Genomic DNA, 15,348 nt, shown 5'->3' with positions numbered 1-15,348 from the left:
GATCGAATTGATCGGGCTAATCCACTGATCCGCCAGGGATTAAAATCCCCGTCTCATAGCTAAAGTCGGTTTTAACCGACTGAATAGCCAAATCAAACCATCATTCATTTCAGTCCTCTTCAGAGGACTTTAGCTATTAGACAGGGAATTCATTCCCTGGCGGACTACCGGGTTGGCGGGCTGACACGTTAAGGTGACACCAATGGGTATTCCTGTGTCCCTACAAGAGCTATATACCTTACCTGAAAAGTTCGGTATTTCTGTTTATTGTTCGTTCCCAACCAAAAGAGCATAAGCTCCTCCCAGCTTTTGCAACTCCTCATGAGTGCCTCTCTGAACTACTTTCCCCCCTGCTAGCATAATAATTTCATCGCAATCTCGAATCGTGCTCAAACGGTGAGCAACCACAATACAAGAAGTACCGCGACGCCTCAAATTGCGATCGATAATTAACTCAGTTTCAGCATCCAGAGCACTCGTTGCTTCATCCAACACCAACACCGCCGGATTTCTTACTAAAGCCCTGGCAATTTCCAAACGTTGCCGCTGTCCGCCGCTCATATTTGTTCCCCCTTCATTGAGTTGAGCATCGTATCCTCCCGGCATATTCAAAATAAGTTCGTGAATTGCCGCATCAATGCACGCTTGCACTAAATCTGCTTCCGGTACTGTCGGGTCCCAAAGCGTGAGATTTTCCCGAACAGTGCCGGCAAATAGAAATATCTCTTGTTCGACCATTGCCAGCGAATTTGCTAGGATAGAACGGGGAATCAAATTGCGAGGAACCCCGTCAAATAAAATTTCGCCATTCATTGGTTCGTAAAGCCCGGTAACAAGTTTTGCAATAGTAGATTTGCCAGAACCGCTGCCCCCCACTAACGCTACCCGCTGACCCGGTTTTACGGTTAAGTTCAAGTTTTCAATTAGCGGCGCTTCCAAGCGGCTGTAGCCAAAACTGACACCGCGCAATTCAATGCTTCCTTGCAGGTGAAAAGAATCTGGTGCAAGGGCGGCGCGGCCGTTTCCACTATTAAAAGAATCGCGGTCTGCTTCTGGATCGATCGGGTTTTGCAGAACGTCATCAAGTCGGTTTAAATCGGCTTCTAATTCTTGCAGAGTGCTGCCAAAATTGACCAGATTGTTGACGGGTCGGAGGAATTGTTGAGTGAGACTTTGATAGGCAATTAACATCCCGATACTCAACCCCCCGTTCATCACCCGCAAGCCCCCGACAACTAAGATAGCAGTTGCAGCTAATGCCGTTAAAAAGGCTGGTAATATTGACAATATTTGAGTGGGCAAAGCCAATTCTTGCTGGGCGTTGCTCATTTTGGCATAGTACCCGGCAAACTTAGAAAATAAATCGAATTCTAAACCGCTAGCTTTGACAGTTTCTATAGATTGAATGCCGGCAATTGCAGCACCGCCAACCTTACCTGTTTCCTGAGCTAATCTGGTGTTAGCATCGACGCGGCTGCGGGATAAGGATTGCAGGGCTAAAAAGTTTAAGGCTGCAAAAACAGCGGCAACACTGGTCAATACCCAGTCGTACATAACCATAATTATTGCATAGAAAACCATCATCACGGCGTCGATCACAGTTGCAGCAAGTTTCCCCGATAAAATTTCAGCAACCTTATCATTAACTTGGCAGCGGCTGCTAATTTCACCTGCAAACCGCTGGGCGTAAAATCCCACAGGCAAGCGCAAAGTATGCCAGAGAAACTGTCCCGACATCGAAATCGCAAGCTTGTTAGCCAGCCGCCGCAAATAGAAAAGCCGCATCCGCGCTAGCAGCCCTTGGACTGCCGCCGCAAACAGCATTCCCAATATTAAAGGTCGCAGCCACTCGTGACGGTTTTCGACGAGAATTTCATCCACAAAAATTTGGGTAAATGCCGCGCCAGCCAAACGGGGAACAGTCAGTAATAAACCAGCAATTAAACAAAATGCGATCGCCCAGCGGGAACTTTGCAATCGGGAATCTAAAGCACTGGCAATACTCGGTTTTTTCCCACCCTTTTTAAACTCAGGCCCAGGCTCAAAAGTCAAAACAACGCCAGTATAAGCAGACTTAAATTCTTCTAGGGAAACAGTCCTCGGCCCCGATGCGGGATCGTTGAGGTAAACGCGCTTTTTCTTAATCCCCTCAACCACCAAAAAGTGATTGAAATTCCAAAAAACAATAAAAGGTGGGGGTACAGTTTTCAACTCTTCGACAGTTTTTTTAAACCCTTTAGCATCTAAGCCGTAAATTCTGGCTGCTTTAAGGATATTAGAAGCTTTACTGCCATCGCGAGAAACGCCGCACTCGCTTCGCAATTGGGCTAAAGGTACTGGGTGTTGGCAGTAACTCAAAATAATTCCTAAAGCAGCAGCACCGCATTCTACTGCTTCCATTTGTAACAGGGTGGGAGTACGAACTCGCCTTAATTTGCGCGGCATAAAAAACTTGTCAATCCAGGGAATTATCATCGGCTATTAATGGGTAAAATCCATAATAAATTTTGCTTGTTTATATCGAAGTCTCGCTCCCCCTAAATCCCCCTTAATAAGGGGGACTTAGACTGCTCTTGTCCCCCCCTTGTTAAGGGGGGTTAGGGGGGATCGAGACTTCGATATAAACAAGAGAGACGGTCGGTTTAATAGTAAGGTGCTCTACTACCCGAAATCCTCGATAATCATTCTAGAACTTCGTCTGACGCACCCTACAAGTCGATGGGAGTGTGACAGTTGGCCTTAGTCCTAAATTAATAAACCCCAGTCAAAGATCGAAAAATAGGAATCACGTAAGAAATCGGCGCTAACTGCCCGATTTGAACCCGAACTAGCGCCGTAGTACCGGGGGAAATCTTGAGAGGAGGCCCGTTCGATGAAGACCATTTGTAACCGCTGATAGTGTTCGGATCTTGTTGCAATTCCACAAATATTTGCACGGGAGCACCGCCACCAGCTATGTTTTTTGCGATGCTGTCAGCCAAATTTTCATTGCCGATAATTGACGACATATCTTGATTAGTAACCGGAAAAGGAGAAACTTGGGTTACTTTGCCGACAATGCCGCCGTAGCGTTCCCGCTTGACGACGCTAGGGGTAACTTGTACGGTCATTCCCGGTTTAATTTGCTTGCCGTCTCTGTCAGCAAAATAAACAAGACTGACCATTTTTTCGCGAGAATTTTTAGATTCAACTGTCCCGATCCTTGTACCGATGTTCAGCATTTGACCTGCAACGGCGCTAACTTCTAAAACGCGACCGTCATATTGGCTGGTAATTTTGCTGTCTGCCGTCAACTGATTCTGTAAGTGGGCAATTTTGCGTTTAACTTCCTGAATTTGATTTGTTTGGGCGATCGATTTTTCTAAGTCTTGTTGAGCTAGTTTGACCGCTTGGGTTTCCATGTCTTTAATCTTAGTTTTGATTTCGTCAATTTTATTCAGGTTTTGCAGGTACTCCCGTTCGGTGTTACTTTTCTGAACTTTAAGTTCTTGGAGGTTGTTTTTAATTTCGTTAAGGCGGTTGAGATTTTGCAGGTACTCCCGTTCGGTATTGGTAGCTTCTACCTTGAGTTGCTGCCGGCTGTTTTTGAGGTCGTCAATTTTATTGAGATTTTGCAGGAATTCGCGATCGCTATTGGTTTTCTGAACGTCGAGTTCCTTTAACTGCGTTTCAATATCCGCCAATTGCATCTGAGAGTCCGCGAATTCCTGTCTCGCTTGCAGCATTACATCCTCGCTGATCGCCCTCTCTTGTTCGTAAAGAACGCGGCGAGTTTCAAACCGCTGCTGCAAAGTTTCCACCAAAGAAGTGATGTGCTGCTTTCGCTGCAAAAGACTCTCGCGTTTTTTGGCGATCGCGGCCAGAGTTTGCTGCCGCAATATCGGCGCAACTTGTTCTCGCCGCAAACTTTCTTCCAAACTTTGGCGTTTTTCTGCTAATGCTGTCAGAGTTTGCTGCCGCAGTACCGGCGCAATTTGTTCGCGGCGCAAACTTTCCTCTAAACTTTGGCGTTTTTGCTCTAATGCCGCCATACTTTGCTGGTGCAATATCGGTGCAACTGACTCCCTATTCAAGCTTTCTTGAAGGTCTTTTTGCTGCTGTTCTAGGGTTTTTAATTCCAGGGCAATTTGCTGTTTTTGCAGCTTATTAGTATCTTGTTTTTGCCCTTGCAGTTGGGCTAATTTCGCTTTTTCTTGCTCTAACTGCTGCTTGAGGTCTAGTTTATCAATTCTACCGATTTCCTGACCCCGTTTAACAACATCTCCCGGCTTGATATTTAGCTTTACCAATTGACCGGAACTAGCAGCTTGAAATTGCACGACTCGGCGGGGCAGAAGCAACACGCCTTGACCGGAAACAGTCAGCGGAATTCGCCCGATCGCACTCCAAACCCCCGCAGCAGCAACTAAACAGCCAATTGCAGTTAGTGGCAGCCACGATCGAGGACTAACCACCTGCATCATTTGGTCGAGGCGTTCCGGTGAAGATAAGCGATCGATCGCTTCAGTAGTGAAAAGTTTGTTTTGTTTTACCTGCATCAGCTATTCCTTTCGAGAGTGCGATCGCGGCTGTAAGCAGGGGTGTATTTGAAAGGGAAATTCCTTGCAAGTCAATTGAGACCCAAACAATTTCCCAACAAACGTTCAAAGCTTCCGTGCAATTACTTGAATGTTCTCACTCCTGTTTGCAGCTTGCCTGTAAAATCACTTTACGACAATTAACCCTCGTAAGACCTACCTAACAGTAGAGTTTTCAGCTAACAAAAAGACCAGGGTACAGCCAGTCTTCAGACGGGGGAATGACCCGAACTTTTGGCTAGGTATCGCCCGCAGCCAGTCAGTGCCTACACATTGGTCACCAGTTAAGCTAAAAACACTTTTGTCAATTAGTAGAATTACTCTAAGGTATCAAAGTAGCAACTTAAAATATGGTGCCATTTGTTCAAGGAGGTTGGAAGAAAAGCTGTTCATGACTTCGTTGAGTAGGAGGAAAAGGGGAAGCAATTAGCCGATTTTTAGGTTTTGGCGCTCGCTTGACCATTCCTAAATCCCGATTGTGGGGCTCAGCAAATTACTCCACTGGTTCTAAAGCTAATTGTTTTTGTTCAGCTACATAGAAATTTTAAATCATTTGTGAATTCCTTACTCCCTCCCCGCGAGTTCGGGGAGAGTTGGGGTGGGGTAAAACATTTACGACTCCTGCAAGGATTGCTATATAGTTGGATTTTTGATAAGATCACTGAACCAACCCCAGTGCAACAAAAGGCTCTAGTTTTGCTTGGTGTTTCTCTAATTTCTACGCAGTAAACCGGGGGCAAAAATCTTCATTTCAAATGCTTACTCTACACTGAATCGGCCTTTTATCCATTGGGAAAGCTCAGTGTAATTGGTGAGTGGTAATTGTAGGTTGGGTAAAACGAAGAGAAACCCCACCTACAATTACTATTAACAGTCAAAATCAAAACTCAAAAGTTAACAGTCAACAGTTAATTGTTAACCGTTGACTGTTAAACTGAATGCCTGTGCCGAACTCGCTAGAAACGGCGGGAATGGCTGTTCATTCTTTGGATTTAGCACTTTTGGAAAGCTTACCCTCAAAAGGTTGAACTCCACTATTGGGATAGTTGTCATCGCTGGGGCTAAAAATCCGCACCGCTGCTTCCGAAACGTAACGCATCGCGTTTGCCAAAGATTTAGAAAGATTCATAGAATCTGCCTCTCTTGTCTGAGTTCTGATACTTTTAATATTACTCTGATTTTTGGGCTGTGGATGAGTTTAGCAATATTTATTTGAATTACTTATTGGTCTGCAACAATAAAGCAAGCTGAAGGTTTGAGAAATTACGCATTTTTGGACGATCGACCTTTTGGTGGTAGATTTTTCCTTGCTCAACTCAAGCAGTCGGGATCGCCCTCCGACGCTCAGAAACCGGGTTGTCTAACTCTATTCAAGGGCTGCAACGAAATATTTTCGCAAAAAACCCGGAACGCTTGAGTGTTTGTGCTTAATTCCTGAGTTGGTTAAATTAAGTATTTATATGGGTTTTACCATAATATTAATCTACCCATTAACCGAAATCCGCTATTAAAGGGCATAATCAGCGAATTTATCCGACAAATATCTGCAATCTTTATCAAAGATTTACAAAAAGATATGGTGTTTGTCACTATAATTAAAAAAAAGAAGTTTGTCCGGGGTTTTTTTTTATGAAAACTACCACAGAAAGCCTGCAGCTCACAGGTTTTGAAGAAATCTTAGAAGACCGGGAACTGACGGTTTCTTCAGCAGATTACAGCCTTTTGACCGATCTCTACCAGCTAACGATGGCCGCTTGTTACGTTGGGGAAGGGCTCGACGGGCGGGCCGCGAGTTTTGAATTGTTCGCGCGCAGGCTGCCAGAAGGTTTTGGCTACGCGATCGCGATGGGTTTGGCGCAAGTTATCGATTATTTGGAAAAATTTCGGTTTTCGCCGGCGCAAATTGAGGCTTTGCAGTCCACTGGGATTTTTGCCGACGCCCCGGAGCGATTTTGGACTTTACTCGCCACAGCCCGCTTTACTGGCGATGTTTGGGCGGTGCCGGAGGGGACGGCGGTGTTTGCCAACGAGCCGCTGCTGAGAATTGAGGCTCCTCTGTGGCAGGCTCAGTTGGTGGAAACTTATTTATTGAATGCCATAAATTATCAAACTTTGATTGCGACGCGGGCGGCCAGACTGCGGGATGTGGCGGGCCCGGAGGCTAAGTTGCTGGAATTCGGGACGCGCAGGGCTTTTGGGCCTCAAGCTGCTGTTTGGGCGGCGAGGGCTGCCCTGGCTGCGGGGTTCGATGGAACTTCTAATGTTTTGGCTGCTTTGAAGTTGGGCCGCAAACCTGTAGGTACGATCGCCCATGCTTTGGTAATGGCTGTGGCTGCCCTCGAAGGCAGCGAGAATCAGGCGTTTGCAGCTTTTCACCGCTATTTTCCGGGGGCGCCGCTGCTGATCGATACTTATGATACTGTGGCGGCGGCGCGGATGTTGGCCGATCGAGTAAACAGCGGTGAAATGCTGTTGGAAGGCGTGCGGCTGGATTCGGGCGATTTGGCGGTGCTGTCTCGGGAAGTTCGATCGATCCTTCCGGGCGTTCCAATTTTTGCTAGTGGCGATTTGGACGATCGAGAAATTGCTAAATTAAAAAGTAGCGGTGCTTGCATTGACGGTTACGGTTTGGGAACGAAGTTGGTCAGCGGTTCCCCTGTGAACGGCGTTTATAAGTTGGTGGAAATTGATGGAATTCCGGTGATGAAAGAGGCAAGCGGCAAGGTAACATATCCAGGAAGAAAGCAAATTTTTAGACATATTGACAATGGGCAAATTCTCGGAGATTGTTTGGGATTGTCGGGAGAAACTATTCACAATTGCGATTCTTACTTACCATTAATGCAGTTGGTAGTCAAGGATGGGAAACGAGTGCAGAACCAGGAAACTTTGGACGATATCGCCAAACGCACTGCTGCTTCTGTCGCCAGTCTTCGCCCCGAAACTCGCCAACTTGACAACCCGATTTCGCCGTCAGTGGAAATTTCAACAGATTTGCAGAGTCTCACCCAAAAAACGAAAAAGAGTCAATCGATTTTAGATTTTAGATTTTAGATTTTAGATTGAAGTCAGTAGTCAGTAGTCAGTAGTCAGTAGTCAACAGTCAACAGTCAACAGTCAACAGTCAACAGTCAACAGTCAACAGTCAACAATTACCGATTCCCTATGCAGAAAATTGCTCTTTTTGGAACAAGTGCCGATCCACCCACAGCAGGACATAAAACAATTCTGAGTTGGCTTTCGCAACATTTTGATTGGGTCGCTGTTTGGGCGTCGGACAATCCTTTTAAGTCGCACCAAACTTCTCTAGAACACCGATCGGCAATGCTGCTGTTAATGATTCAAGAAATTAATTCGCCCAGACACAATCTTTGCTTGCATCCAGAACTCAGCAGTCCGAGGACGGTGGAAACTGTGGAACAAGCAAGATTGCTGTGGCAGAATGCAGATTTGACGCTGGTAATAGGTTCGGACTTGGTGGGGCAACTGTCTCGCTGGTACAAATTTGAACAATTGTTAAAACAAGTGGACTTGCTGATAGTACCGCGACCGGGTTATCCGTCAGAACAATTAGATTTGTGGCAGTTGAGGCGCATGGGTGCAGACGTGGCGATCGCATCTTTGAATGGTCCCAATGTTTCTTCTACCTTCTATCGGGAAACAGGAGACACCCAAGCCCTGACTCCGACCATCGAAGATTACATAAATAGGGAGCATTTGTACGCATGGCACGAGGCACGAAAAAGGGCGAAGGTTGCTCATTAGCTGACTTTAAAGTAGGAGTAGATAATGTGATTTTTTCCGTCGATGCCGTGCAGAACCGCTTGTTGGTACTGTTGGTAATGCGGCAAGACGAACCGTTTATCGATTCTTGGAGTCTTCCCGGTACTTTGGTGCGCCAGGGAGAGTCTCTTGAAAATGCGGCTTACCGAATTTTGTCTGAGAAAATTCGGGTAAAAAATTTGTATCTGGAGCAATTGTATACTTTCGGAGAACCGGGGCGCGATCCTCGGGAAATTACCAGGGGCGATCGTTATCTTTCGGTGAGTTATTTTGCTTTGGTTCGCTTTGAGGAAGCTGAGTTAATTGCTGGGAGTGTAGTGGCGGGTGTGGGCCACCGCGTCGGCGGCATTGCTTGGTATCCCGTGCAACAAGTTCCTAAGCTGGCCTTCGATCACAATCAAATTCTCGAATACGGATACCGGCGACTGCGTAACAAACTTGAATACAGTCCGGTAGCTTTTGAAGTTTTGCCGGATGTTTTTACTTTGAGCGATTTGTATCAGCTTTATACAACTATTTTGGGGGAAAGTTTTTCTGATTATTCTAATTTTAGATCTCGATTGTTAAAATTGGGTTTTTTGTGCGATACCGGTGTTAAGGTTTCGCGGGGGGCTGGCCGCCCTGCTAGTTTGTACCGCTTTGATGCGGTCGCTTTTGCTCCTTTCAAAAATAAGCCACTGGTGTTTATCTAGCTGTTACTTGGATGACATTCTGGGATCAATTTAGTAACATTAGAATAGAAGCTATTAAGGAGTGCAGACGATGAAAGACCCTGATGAATGCGCTAATATTCACGAAGTTCGGGAGGAAATTGATATCATCGATCGAGAAGTGATCGAGGCTTTGAGCAAGAGATTTCAATACGTCATCGCGGCAGCAAGGTTCAAAACGAGTGAAGCTAGCGTTAAATCGTTCGATCGCTTTCACGATATGTTACAGCAGCGGCGCGAGTGGGCTCAAGAATCGGGTTTGAATCCTGATGTGGTTGAAAATATTTACCGGGATTTGGTAAATTATTATATTGAGGAAGAGTTGAAACATTACAAATCCAAGTAATCTTTCGCTACATTCAAATCTAGGACTATAGGAAAGTGAGTCCGCGCGGGCGGACTGTTAGCACTATTTATTAAGTGATTTGGTGATATGAAAATTGCGATCGCACAACTCAACCCTACTATTGGTGATATCTTTGGCAACTCCCACCTAATTCTGGAGGCTGCGAAAAAAGCTGAGGTTGAGGGCGCAAACTTATTGCTAACACCGGAACTTTCCCTGATCGGTTATCCGCCGCGCGATTTGTTAATCAATCCGAGTTTCATTGCAGATGCAGGTGCACAGTTGCTGCAACTAGCGCAAGCTTTGCCGCCGGAGTTGGCAGTCATAGTCGGCACTGCCTTACCTAATGCTAATGCTGTTAAACTCGGCGGAAAATCCTTGTTTAATAGCGCTGTTTTGTTGCAAAATGGCGTGGTCAAACAAGTTTTTAATAAACGCTTGTTGCCTACTTATGATGTATTTGATGAAGATAGATATTTTGAACCGGGAGAAAACAGCAATTACTTTTCTATTGGCGAAGTCAAAATCGGCGTGACAATTTGTGAAGATTTGTGGAACAATGAGGAGTTTTGGGGTAAACGCAGTTACGCGGGCGATCCTATTTCCGATTTGGCAAAATTGGGCGTGGATTTAGTGGTGAATTTGTCGGCATCGCCTTATTCTGCGGGAAAGCGCCGAGTGCGATCGGCGATGTTGCAGCACAGCGTCATCCGCTGCGGGATGCCGATTATTTACGCTAATCAGGTAGGCGGAAATGACGATATTATTTTTGACGGCAGCAGTTTTGCTGTGAATCGAAAGGGTGATTTAATTCAGGTATTAGCTTCTTTTGAAACTGATTTGGCGCTGCTGGAATATGACCCAGCTAAACAAGATTTAGTTGGCAGCGGGAACGGGCAAGATGCCCGTTCCACAACTGATTTGGGATTATGTGAAGGACGACAAAAACTAGGTTCGATCGGCAGTGGCGTTGGCAGCGGCGGGAACGGGCAAGATGCCCGTTCCACAACAGATTTGAGTTTTCATCCGGCAGAAGGAGATGCCGAAATTTGGGCGGCTTTGGTTTTGGGAGTGCGAGATTATGTTCGCAAGTGCGGTTTTTCTAAGGTTGTACTCGGTTTGAGTGGCGGGATAGATTCGGCTTTGGTGGCGGCGATCGCCAGTTGCGCGATCGGGCCCGAAAATGTTCTAGGGGTGTTGATGCCTTCTCCTTACAGTTCGGATCATTCTGTTAACGATGCTTTGGAATTAGCCCGAAATCTGGGCATCGCGATCGAACTCTTGCCGATCGGCGATTTGATGAAAACTTACGATCGCACTCTAGCCAATTTGTTTGTCAACACAACTTTCGGGATTGCTGAGGAAAATATTCAATCGCGGATTCGTGGCAATCTGTTGATGGCCATTTCTAACAAGTTCGGACATTTGCTGCTTTCGACTGGCAATAAGTCGGAAATGGCGGTGGGTTACTGCACTCTCTACGGCGATATGAATGGGGGATTGGCGGTGATTTCTGATGTGCCGAAAACTCGCGTTTATTCGCTTTGTAGGTGGCTGAATTCTGGCGGATATGTAGGGGCGGTGCCCCCGTGCCCGCCCCTGGGAAAAGAAATTATTCCGGTTAATATTATTAATAAAGCGCCGAGTGCTGAACTGAAACCGGGGCAAGTTGACCAAGATTCTTTGCCGGATTACGATGTTTTGGATGACATCTTGCAGCGGTTGATAGAACATCACGAATCTGCCCAACAAATTGTGGCTGCAGGACACGATGAACCGGTGGTTAAACGTGTAGTAAAATTAGTGAGGCAAGCGGAGTTTAAACGGCGGCAAGCAGCCCCTGGTTTGAAAATTAGCGATCGAGCTTTTGGTACCGGTTGGCGGATGCCGATCGCCAAAGTTTCCTCTTATTAAACGCAAAATGGTTAACATCGACGGTACTTTCGGCTTCGATTTTCTCGCGGGAACTCTCAGCAACGATACGATTAGAGGATTTGCAGGTAATGATACTATTCAAGGTTTGGGGGGAAACGACCGAGTTTTTGGCGATCGGGAAAATGACTTGCTAGCAGGAAATGAAGGGGCTGATACGCTGTCTGGCGGGCAGGGAAGCGATACAATCTATGGAGGACAAGGTGAAGATGGGATTTTTGGCGATCGGGGTCACGATTTGCTAATAGGCGGCGAAGGCAGGGATATCTTGACAGGAGGCGCGGGGGAGGATTTATTTGTGATGGAAAAAACCGCCGCATCTACTATTACTGAAGCCGATATAATTACCGATTTTGGCAACGGCAATGATAAAATTGTTTTGACCGAAGGCATGAAGTTTAGCGATTTAGAGCTGTCTGTTTCCGACAACCAAACTATTATGAAAGACAAAAACTCTGGTAATTATTTAGGAGTTGTTTCGGGAAATTCTAATCTGACTGAATCAAACTTTATATCGCTATTTGGCGGACTAGATAGAGGTCAGCTTTTGCCAATTTCTGTTAACACGATTATAGGCGATCGCCCGTTAGCGGAGCCCTCGCAGAGGATCGGACTAGAAGTGGCGCAAACTCCCCAAGAACAAGCGACAGGTTTAATGTTTCGCACAGAATTGCCAGACGACAGAGGAATGTTTTTCCCGATCGAACCTGCGCGAAACGTGCGTTTTTGGATGAAAAACGTGTTGATTGAGCTCGATATGGTTTTTCTGCGGGAAGGCGTCGTGCAGGCGATAATTCCTAACGTACCGCCGTGTTTGAGCGAAACCTGCCCCAACTACGGCCCGGATGTTCCCGTTGACGGAGTTATTGAACTCAGAGGCGGAAGGGCGGCCCAATTGGGACTCAAAATTGGCGATCGGATTCCCAATTTACCCTAAAAGGTATATGATTTTATCGCAGCATTCAACATTTGTGCATCCAATGAATCCTATTGAATTAAAAATAATCTCCCATCAAACTCAAGACGGTTTAGCTTACCAACATTTGCGCTTGCGAATTACCACTCAAGACGGTATCATCACACCCGATGATTTACAAGGTTTGAAACTTCCTCAAGACGTTCAATTAAGCCAAGGAATTGTCATTGAAGGTAGAGGAGCAATTTGGCTGTATGGGTATTTAGTGCACGAATGTCATCCTGCAGCTTGGGTGGGATGTTACGATCCGCGATTAGAAGGTGCCGTGGTAGTAGCGACGCACAAGCACGAGGTATCAGTTGGACAGGTATTAAAATTGAGTTTACCAAGCGATTAAGACTCTCCTGAGTTTTAGGTAATAATAAATAAAAATAAAACTTGCCTTGGTGGGGGAATCTTAAGATCCAGGAGAGTGGTGATTAAATTAGAGCGTTTTGGGTTGAGGGGGTGACAACCCCGTCAGTGCTTTCTGTTCAATGAAGTTTTTCGCACCCAAGTTCATCTGGGATGTGTGGGTTTTCCCAAAGCGACAATTGTCATATTTTATATCGTTTCCGGTTGTATCGGAATGATTTAACCGCAGAGGGCGCAGAGAACGCAGAGGGAGAGAATACAGAGAGGAATAATTCCGATGCTACCGGATTTGATATTACCCCTGGGTGGCAATTGCATACGGATTAGCTTTTAGGAGACAACTTCGCTCGACTCCCTATGCTTTAATGCTGAGTGGCGTTGGTTTGTTATTTGTTGCCTTTTTTGCAGAAGCGCTGCCTTTAAAAAACGAGATAATTTCGAGCTTGCTGGAGGGAATACCGAAGCTGTTTAGCGGGATTAATATATCACTTTATTTTTGGTTTTTGTGTCAGGGTTTGATAGTGCGATCGCTCAATTATTCTAACCGGAAATCAAATCCCGAATGAAGTAAGATGAAAATTTGGCGTTGGCTGGGGGCGGGTTTTTGAAATTGTCGGTTTTTGGCAAATATTGTTGGTAAAACCCGCCCCTACATGATTGTATAATCGGTGAAAACTCATATCTTGTACCATTCTCAATTAGCCTTTTCTGAACAGGCAAGATGCCTGTTCCACAAGAAAATTTATATGTTGTGGAACAGGCATCTTGCCTGTTGCTGACGCAAGATGCCTGTTCCACAAGAAAATTTATATGTTGTGGAACAGGCATCTTGCCTGTTGCTGAAAATGGTGCAAGATATCAGTTAAAACAAAAAGTATCGCTGCGCCATTGGCAAAACTGTTGCCGGTTCGCAAGTTAACAATTCCCCATCCGCCCTGACTTCATAAGTTTCGGGATCGACTTCCATTTGTGGCAAATAATCGTTGAGTTTCATGTCTCTTTTGCTAATTTGCCGCGTCCCGGAAACTGCTACAGTGGGCTTTTGCAAACCTAGCTGTGCGGCAATATCTCGATCGCGCGCAGCTTGGGAAACAAACGTCAGACAAGTCGCCCCAATCGCCCCGCCAAAACTGCCAAACATCGGCCGCATATGCACCGGTTGCGGCGTCGGAATGCTGGCGTTAGCATCTCCCATCTGCCCGTAGGCGATCGCCCCTCCTTTAATTACCAATTCCGGTTTCACCCCAAAAAAAGCCGGCCGCCACAAACACAAATCCGCCAATTTCCCCTCTTCCACGGAACCGACATACTGACTAATTCCGTGAGTTATTGCCGGATTAATTGTATATTTCGCAATGTACCGCTTCACCCGAAAATTGTCATTTTCTCCCCCTGTGGAACGGGCATCTTGCCCGCCCAAACCCCCTGTGGAACGGGCATCTTGCCCGTTCAAATTCCCCCTTTGAACCTTCATTTTATGTGCAGTTTGCCAAGTCCGAATAATCACCTCTCCAACTCTTCCCATCGCCTGAGAATCAGAAGAAATCATACTAAACGCACCTAAATCGTGCAAAATATCCTCAGCAGCAATAGTTTCCCTTCTAATTCTCGATTCAGCAAAAGCCACATCTTCAGGAATGCCTCGATCCAAATGGTGGCAAACCATCAACATATCTAAATGTTCTTCCAAAGTATTGACAGTGTAAGGGCGAGTCGGGTTAGTTGACGAGGGCAAAACATTAGCTTGGCCGCACACTTTAATAATATCCGGCGCGTGTCCGCCGCCAGCACCTTCGGTGTGGTAAGTGTGAATAGCTCGATTTTTAAATGCGGCAATTGTAGCTTCCACAAATCCCGCTTCATTGAGAGTGTCCGTGTGAATTGCAACTTGCACGTCGTACTCGTCAGCTACACTCAAACAAGTGTCGATCGTTGCTGGTGTAGTTCCCCAATCTTCGTGGAGTTTCAAACCCATTGCACCGGCAAAAATTTGTTCGACTAATCCTTGAGGTTGACTGCTATTTCCTTTACCTAAAAACCCTAGATTTACCGGGAAAGCGTCGGCTGCTTGCAGCATTCTGTACATATGCCAAGGCCCCGGAGTGCAGGTGGTGGCGTTTGTACCCGTTGCCGGGCCAGTGCCGCCGCCGATCATTGTCGTGATGCCGGAGGCGATCGCCACTTCTATTTGTTGTGGACAAATAAAGTGAATGTGAGTGTCAATTCCCCCTGCCGTGAGAATCATTCCTTCACCGGCAATTACTTCAGTACCAGGCCCGATAATAATATCTACCCTATCTTGAATATAAGGATTTCCGGCTTTACCAATTTTGTAAATTTTGCCGTCTTTAATGCCGACATCTGCTTTAACAATTCCCCACCAGTCTAATATTAAAGCATTAGTAATTACCGTGTCAACAGCGCCGTCTGCATTAGAAATAGGCGACTGTCCCATGCCGTCCCGAATGACTTTGCCACCGCCAAATTTAACTTCATCCCCGTAGGTTGTGAAGTCTTTTTCAACTTCAATGAATAATTCTGTATCGGCTAACCGGACGCGATCGCCCACAGTCGGCCCGAAGGTTTCCGCGTAAGCGCGGCGCTCCATTCTGTAACTCATGCTCGCTCCTAATATTAATAAATTTTTAGTTAGCAGTTGAGACCCACTTG

General features: G+C 46.0%; 12 protein-coding genes. 8 read left to right on the top strand and 4 right to left on the bottom strand.

All coding sequences use genetic code 11. The features are described 5' to 3' along the window. Nucleotides 1-264: 264 nt before the first annotated feature. The 3 genes from QUB24_RS01210 to QUB24_RS01200 form a co-directional block, all read right to left on the bottom strand. Entirely contained in the window at nt 265-2,475 is a 2,211-nt protein-coding gene (locus QUB24_RS01210; protein WP_333149818.1) for an NHLP family bacteriocin export ABC transporter peptidase/permease/ATPase subunit, read from the bottom strand. A gap of 275 nt (nt 2,476-2,750) precedes the next feature. Beyond that, a complete protein-coding gene (locus tag QUB24_RS01205; protein ID WP_333149816.1) occupies nt 2,751-4,538 on the bottom strand; it encodes an NHLP bacteriocin system secretion protein in 1,788 nt (595 codons plus the stop codon). 1,018 nt (nt 4,539-5,556) lie between these two features. Further along, nucleotides 5,557-5,706: an isochorismate synthase gene (locus QUB24_RS01200; protein ID WP_333056328.1), complete on the bottom strand. Its 150-nt coding sequence runs from the start codon at nt 5,704-5,706 to the stop codon at nt 5,557-5,559. Between the two features lie 500 nt (nt 5,707-6,206). Between QUB24_RS01200 and QUB24_RS01195 the strand changes: the two genes are divergently transcribed. The 8 genes from QUB24_RS01195 to QUB24_RS01160 all read left to right on the top strand — a co-directional run bounded on the left by QUB24_RS01195 (nt 6,207) and on the right by QUB24_RS01160 (nt 13,244). Beyond that, nucleotides 6,207-7,631: a nicotinate phosphoribosyltransferase gene (locus tag QUB24_RS01195; RefSeq protein WP_333149813.1), complete on the top strand. Its 1,425-nt coding sequence runs from the start codon at nt 6,207-6,209 to the stop codon at nt 7,629-7,631. A 111-nt stretch (nt 7,632-7,742) separates the two neighbouring features. Further along, nucleotides 7,743-8,342 carry a nicotinate-nucleotide adenylyltransferase gene (locus tag QUB24_RS01190; protein ID WP_333149811.1) on the top strand — a complete coding sequence of 200 codons (600 nt, stop codon included), beginning with the start codon at nt 7,743-7,745 and terminating at the stop codon, nt 8,340-8,342. After that, the gene (locus tag QUB24_RS01185) at nt 8,303-9,052 is read left to right on the top strand and encodes an NrtR DNA-binding winged helix domain-containing protein (protein WP_333149809.1); all 750 of its coding nucleotides are present in this window, start codon (nt 8,303-8,305) and stop codon (nt 9,050-9,052) included. Before QUB24_RS01190 ends, QUB24_RS01185 begins: the two co-directional genes overlap by 40 nt. 70 nt (nt 9,053-9,122) lie before the next feature. Further along, nucleotides 9,123-9,416, top strand: a complete 294-nt coding sequence (locus QUB24_RS01180; protein WP_333105335.1) for an isochorismate lyase — start codon at nt 9,123-9,125, stop codon at nt 9,414-9,416. Nucleotides 9,417-9,503: 87 nt separating this feature from the next. After that, complete coding sequence (locus QUB24_RS01175; RefSeq protein WP_333149807.1) at nt 9,504-11,330, top strand: NAD+ synthase; 1,827 nt, start codon at nt 9,504-9,506, stop codon at nt 11,328-11,330. 7 nt (nt 11,331-11,337) lie between these two features. Next, nucleotides 11,338-12,285: a DUF192 domain-containing protein gene (locus QUB24_RS01170; protein ID WP_333149805.1), complete on the top strand. Its 948-nt coding sequence runs from the start codon at nt 11,338-11,340 to the stop codon at nt 12,283-12,285. A 43-nt stretch (nt 12,286-12,328) separates the two neighbouring features. Continuing rightward, complete coding sequence (gene crn3, locus QUB24_RS01165) at nt 12,329-12,661, top strand: CRISPR-associated ring nuclease Crn3/Csx3 (RefSeq protein WP_242722629.1); 333 nt, start codon at nt 12,329-12,331, stop codon at nt 12,659-12,661. Between the two features lie 322 nt (nt 12,662-12,983). Further along, a complete protein-coding gene (locus tag QUB24_RS01160; protein WP_333149802.1) occupies nt 12,984-13,244 on the top strand; it encodes a hypothetical protein in 261 nt (86 codons plus the stop codon). Nucleotides 13,245-13,540: 296 nt separating this feature from the next. Here QUB24_RS01160 and ureC read toward each other — a convergent pair whose 3' ends face one another. After that, nucleotides 13,541-15,298 carry an urease subunit alpha gene (ureC, locus tag QUB24_RS01155; protein ID WP_333149800.1) on the bottom strand — a complete coding sequence of 586 codons (1,758 nt, stop codon included), beginning with the start codon at nt 15,296-15,298 and terminating at the stop codon, nt 13,541-13,543. Nucleotides 15,299-15,348 lie beyond the last annotated feature (50 nt).

Source organism: Microcoleus sp. B9-D4 (assembly GCF_036705105.1).
GTDB lineage: Bacteria > Cyanobacteriota > Cyanobacteriia > Cyanobacteriales > Microcoleaceae > Microcoleus.
Note: the sequence above shows the minus strand (reverse complement) of the source record. Positions and strands in the feature narration are given on the sequence as shown.